Annotated in this window: 6 protein-coding genes; 2 read left to right on the top strand and 4 right to left on the bottom strand. The window is 29.8% G+C overall.

The window, feature by feature from the left end; all coding sequences use genetic code 11:
- Positions 1 to 18: 18 nt before the first annotated feature.
- Both HMPREF2704_RS08910 and HMPREF2704_RS11605 read right to left on the bottom strand, forming a co-directional pair.
- A complete protein-coding gene (locus HMPREF2704_RS08910) occupies positions 19 to 402 on the bottom strand; it encodes a hypothetical protein (RefSeq protein WP_041826468.1) in 384 nt (127 codons plus the stop codon).
- 1,049 nt (positions 403 to 1,451) lie between these two features.
- Positions 1,452 to 1,622 (bottom strand): PhrA family quorum-sensing system peptide, encoded by a 171-nt coding sequence (locus HMPREF2704_RS11605; protein ID WP_014713946.1) that lies wholly within the window; start codon positions 1,620 to 1,622, stop codon positions 1,452 to 1,454.
- A 191-nt stretch (positions 1,623 to 1,813) separates the two neighbouring features.
- Between HMPREF2704_RS11605 and HMPREF2704_RS08905 the strand changes: the two genes are divergently transcribed.
- Both HMPREF2704_RS08905 and HMPREF2704_RS08900 read left to right on the top strand, forming a co-directional pair.
- Positions 1,814 to 2,677: a helix-turn-helix domain-containing protein gene (locus tag HMPREF2704_RS08905; protein ID WP_014713947.1), complete on the top strand. Its 864-nt coding sequence runs from the start codon at positions 1,814 to 1,816 to the stop codon at positions 2,675 to 2,677.
- Between the two features lie 559 nt (positions 2,678 to 3,236).
- Complete coding sequence (locus HMPREF2704_RS08900; RefSeq protein WP_070846308.1) at positions 3,237 to 4,520, top strand: hypothetical protein; 1,284 nt, start codon at positions 3,237 to 3,239, stop codon at positions 4,518 to 4,520.
- 122 nt (positions 4,521 to 4,642) lie between these two features.
- Here the strand turns inward: HMPREF2704_RS08900 and HMPREF2704_RS08895 are convergent, their stop codons facing one another.
- Entirely contained in the window at positions 4,643 to 5,254 is a 612-nt protein-coding gene (locus HMPREF2704_RS08895; RefSeq protein WP_049471968.1) for a Fic/DOC family protein, read from the bottom strand.
- Positions 5,247 to 5,435, bottom strand: a complete 189-nt coding sequence (locus HMPREF2704_RS08890; protein WP_014713950.1) for a hypothetical protein — start codon at positions 5,433 to 5,435, stop codon at positions 5,247 to 5,249. The genes HMPREF2704_RS08895 and HMPREF2704_RS08890 overlap by 8 nt, the downstream gene beginning before the upstream one ends.
- Between the last annotated feature and the right edge of the window lie 159 nt (positions 5,436 to 5,594).

Here is a 5,594-nt window from a genome sequence, read left to right as displayed (position 1 = left end):
GAAGCTTCTTTTGTTCATCTATGGACACATCCCTGAATGGTCGATTACGACTCCAGGACATGTGTACGGACCACTTGTTGGAATTACAACTTGTCTTGCGCCGTTTCTTACTTGTTGTAAAATATAATTGTGAATATTACGTAATCCCCAAGCAACCCATTCCGAAGGCGCTTTTCCTGTCACATACGTTATTGTTCCATCTATAACCCATGCAACAACCATCCCTCCAAAAAAGATTGCTGTAGCGCCTGTAGCGCTACGGTCTTCTGTTTTTATTAGAGCACTTTTATTGTTAGGAATTATTTCATTTGCACTTACCGTTAAAGTAAGTAGGGGAGAGCTAGCGTAGAATAGTGTAGATAATAGCGATAAAATAGTAATTTTTTTAATTATTTTTTTCATGGTTACCCTCCTAATGTTATTTTGTACAGTGTGATGCTATATAGAAAAACGAGTTTCCTTACTTAAATTAAGTTTTCCCAATGTTTTTCAAATCTATTTTGTATCCTCTTGAAACGAAAAATCAATCTTCATATACAGTATTTTGTTAGATAGTAAAGTTCTAATACTAACAAATCTGTCCTCTAGTTATCTCCTTTCAATTAATGAAATCCCCACCATCTCCAAATATCTAACAAGTTGAAGAGTGGGAGTGATGCTATAAAGAATAAAAGGGAAAACTTTTTGTTAAATAAGGTTATCATTACTATTAACCACATATAGTTTTTAGCCAACCAACTATATGTGGTCTAAGTAATGGGATTACGAATAGACCTACAATGATACCTAAAATAAATATTAGAAACATTTTTTTGAAGCTTCTTTTGTTCATCTATGGACAGATTCCCGAAAAGTATATTTTTAATTTTTCTAAGTACGTCTAGACGTTTTAAAACTCATGTTGTGATTGAATTACGTTCAATACTTCTTGCATACTTCCAGCCTTCCAATTTGCCTTAGCATTAAATAAAGGCAATGGGTAATCGTAATATCCAATAGTATCAATACCAGCACTAGTTGATACCTGTATCCCTGAGTACGAATCTTCAATAGCAATTGTCATCCGAAACAATATAATCAAAATAATTCTTCAAATCCAGTTTTTCAAGACTTATTTCTATACTTTTTCTTCCTTTCTCTGTGAAAATCGCAAATTTTTCCCACTTTTTCTCAATGATTTCAATACTGAAACAACATCTTTCCAGAACTTCAATAATTTCTTTTTATGTTAATTCATTATTTAACTAAATCTTTGGAGGTAATACGTTTTCAAAGCTACTTTTTTACCATAGATTTTGAGCCTTCAACACATATTACTAAGCCAAAAATGCTCTAAATTTTTGAAATTCTAACAAATTACACCCTTGTACATTAGAATCACTTCTTTCTAATTAAAAATTAGATAAAACAGAAATACCATATAGTTAATAGTATTTTCATCATTTAATCAACTAATCAGCCTTCCCAACATCAAGACCATCGGACTTCTTTTGTGATTGCACTCGAATCTCCAATTGTTTATTCTTCTGAATAAACTGTTGGTAAGGAATTGTATTACTAAACATAAAAACACCTAGTAATGCAAATGTAACTAATTTTTTAATTCCACGTTTTTTTCTCATGCAATGAAACCCCTTTCTTTTTCCTTGTTTTTATTCTAACATACATATATTATTCAGTCAATTATTTTTATTGCTTTTTGAACTTTTTTTTTTTATTATTACCACAAAGAATTATTTATTCTTTTAACTTGCTATTTTGAACTAAAAATTTTATAATGAAATTAAGCAAATAGGAAGGTTTATTATCTTTAATGAATACACTCGCAGAGAAATTCAGATTGAAAAGAAAAGAGTTGAGACTCTCCCAACAAACTCTTGCAGAAGGAATTTGTGAACAAAGCCAGATTAGTAAAATTGAGAGAGGGCATTTTATTCCCTCCGCAGACCTTTTGTTCAAACTCTCACAACGACTTGAAGTACCATTAGATTATTTTTTTAATGAACAAATTGAAATTAAATCTAACCTCTCTAATTTCAAGCAATTATCTGCTCGACTATTAGATGACAGAAATTATGAAGATTTGGAATATATTTATAGAATAGAGATTGAACGAAGTACTTTTCTAACACTAGAAGATCGAACTTACCTTGAATGGATTAAAGCTATTATTGACTTCTATCAATATGACAGTAAGTGTGAGGCTATTTCTTCATTGGAAAATATATTATTAAAAGTCTCCTCAAATACTCTGATTTATTTAAAGGCATTGAATACTCTATCTAATTTCTATTCCTTAGTGGGTCGTGAACAAGAATATGAGGCAAACTACTTTCATTTAATGGAGTTATATCAGACAAAAAATTTTGAGCATCAAGAGTTTTTATTTGGCTACATCAGAGTTCGTTACAACTACGCTCACTACCTAGTGTCAAAGGAAAAATATAACGAAGCCATCCAAGAAGCTCTTGAGACGATTGAACTCTGTAAACAAAGACAGACAAGCTACCAACTGGCTCCCCTACTTATTCTTGTAGGAAATGCTGGAGCCAAGTTTCTAGACAAAGAACAAGTCAAAAATTATTATATAGAAGCAAGAGAGTTATGTAAGATTTATAACAATCCTTTAATGTTGATGAAGATAGAGAATTATTTGAAAGAATTAGATACTGTTTAGTTAATCTTGACATTATAGTTTTTCTGAAACGTTAAATAACCTGTAAGGCTGATAGTGAAATTAATACTATCAGCCTTATAATTTTTCCATGGTATTTCAAATAACTATACTGATTTTGTTTCCCGTTCTAATTTGGTAACATTTTGATTTCTTGTGTTATCAAGTATATTGATAAAATTCTCTAATCCCCTAACCTTATATTCGTAATCATCTATCCATTTAGTCATAAATCTTTGATTTTCTTAGGAATGATATTAGGATGGCAAGGATAATTTGGAAAAATTATCACATAAATTGATATAATACTTAGTATAGAACAACTTATTAAGAGGTTAATTATGTCTAAATCATCTAAACAGATCGAAGAAGACGCTATTGACTATTTAAAACTGGCACTAAAAAAATCTATCTTCATGTCATGCAAAAAAGAAAACATAAAATTGAACAAGCCATGATAGATTTAGCTAAAATCATAAAATGAGTAATAGTTGTGGTTATTGATTCAGTTTCATTAAAAAAATGATATGATAGTGATATAAAGTATCAATTAGGTGTAGGTATGATAAATAGACAAGCTAAGAAGTTTTTTGATTATTATTTAAAAATAGTTGCAACAGAAGAATATCAATCTTATTATCAAAGACATGAGCAGGAAGGATTAGAATTTCATAAAAAGTACATTGAAGAAGAACGTCCCGAATGGAGGACACGGACAGACTATTTTGATGAATTCTCAATTGGAGAGTTTATTATTTTAGATACACTTTCAAATGAGGGTGTTAATAAATTAACGAAGCGTTTATATTCGTTGCCAAAGTCGAAATTTAAAGTGAAAAATTATTATAAAAAACCTACTATATTTAAAAAATACGACTATGTCCATTTAGAATATTTAAGGCATGGAGTCGGAATTTTTGCTGAAATTGAGATAATTGGAGATAAATTTTTCAGCAGTATTGAAATAAGTTGGGCGACGGTAAATAATTATTATGCTATTTTTCAATATAGATTTCATTTCAAACAAGTATTGACAGAGTCTAATCTTCAATTATTTATTTCTGATAATATCAAAAACTTGAGTAAAAAAGATTACATTAATTGGTATATTCTGGATGATGAGGACGATAAGCTTAATTATCTAGCTATTGATCAGATGACAAATGAACTTCCTTCTTTGATATGTCAACATTACATAACTACGTTTTTATATAGCGAAAATGGGAAAATGAACAAATTAATTAATCTAACAGTTGCTTTTCGAAAAGACAAAGTTGATATAGATAAAATATACTTCGGGGATATTAGTTATAGTCTATATAATAAAAAAGGCAATTACTATATTTCAAATAGTTTTAATGATAGTGATTATGTTCTTTACTCAGGAAGTAATTTCATTCCTAGATTTAGTATTTTAGGGTCTATATCACAATATGGGAACGAGCTCTATTACTTATTATTTGGAGAGCGAGAGCTTCACATTTTTGAAAGAGATTTTTCGAAATATGTATCAGGAAGAAAGAACATAATGTTTAATAAGAATTTTTTAAACCTTTTGAAAAAGATACAGAGCCTATCGGAGTCAGAAAACAGAATAGATATTTCTAATTTTAAAAAAGACTTTGAAGATTCTTGGACTATATTTGTATCAAATGACGAAGTTCAGCTAGAAAATTTATTTCATAAAAATTTGTCATATTATCGAAATGTAATTAAAGAAAATTATTCCTATTTGAATATGCTTACTGAGATAAATTACACAAAGACAAATACCATAAGTTCTATCGTTGCTACGATAGTCTCCATCATTGCTACCATTATATCTGTTATTGCACTCCTAAAGTGATATAATCAGTTAAAATTCAGTTATTTTGCTAAAATTAAAAGAAAAAAGCCTTTGAAATGCTGATTTCATAGGCTTTTAATATATCTAATCACTTCACTTTTGTAATTATCAAGTATTACAATCTATATTTCTTTTAATATTTTACCAAATAATTCTTCTAGCTTCCCTAAGTCTCCATAGACAGTTCCGTCCATATAAAGGTTGTAAACTTCATCATCTTGTTCCACTCGTATTTGTGCAGAATATCCTTTTGATAGTGCTAAGGAACGAATAACTTCTCGTTGAGTTCGTCCATTTCCTTCTCGAAAGGGATGGAAATAATTAAGATTATCAAGAATTTTTGCTAAATGTTTAATGATTTCATCTTTTGAGTTGGCAGTTTGATGATAGGAATGAATGAGATGATTTATATAAGTTTCAGCAGCATTAAACGACTGTATCGACATAAAAGGATTACCACTTTTAGAGATATTCACCTTGCGATATTGTCCTGACCAAGCATAAACATCTTGAAACAAATAGTTATGAATGGCTAAAATATTACCCATGGAATAGACTTTAATGGCTTTCAAGCGCAAATCTGCAAGTCTTTTAGTAACGAATAAGTGTTCATTTCGGTAGGCTTCTTCAATATTTGTAACATTTTGTTTATTGATTAAGACTGTGGAATTTGGATAGGTATATTGGTGATTGGGGTCAATGTACTCATAGCCTTCGTATTGATTTTTAACCAATATTCAATTCCTTTCGTCTGTTGATAACATAAGTTTTTAAGTCAATCACATCTTGAACAGTAGGTTCATAATTTTCAATCATTGATGACCCAATAGCATACCAGACAGTATCAAAATCCGAAAAGTTATCAAAGGGAATCCCTAAAATTGTTAATTCTTCTTTATTTACATCAAGAGTCATGGCACACCTCCTTATATAGAGTTATCCTTATTATACCATAAAATCGGTATTTTCACCTAAAGGATAGAGACCAAAATATATATGTAAGCGTATAGATTAATACTTACAGAACTAAAAATATTCCCCTGTTTTTAGTCCAACTGAAACCCATACTTTCCA

This window comes from Streptococcus sp. HMSC076C09 (assembly GCF_001837905.1).
Lineage (GTDB): Bacteria > Bacillota > Bacilli > Lactobacillales > Streptococcaceae > Streptococcus > Streptococcus parasanguinis_I.
This window is presented reverse-complemented; position numbering and strand designations above follow the sequence as displayed.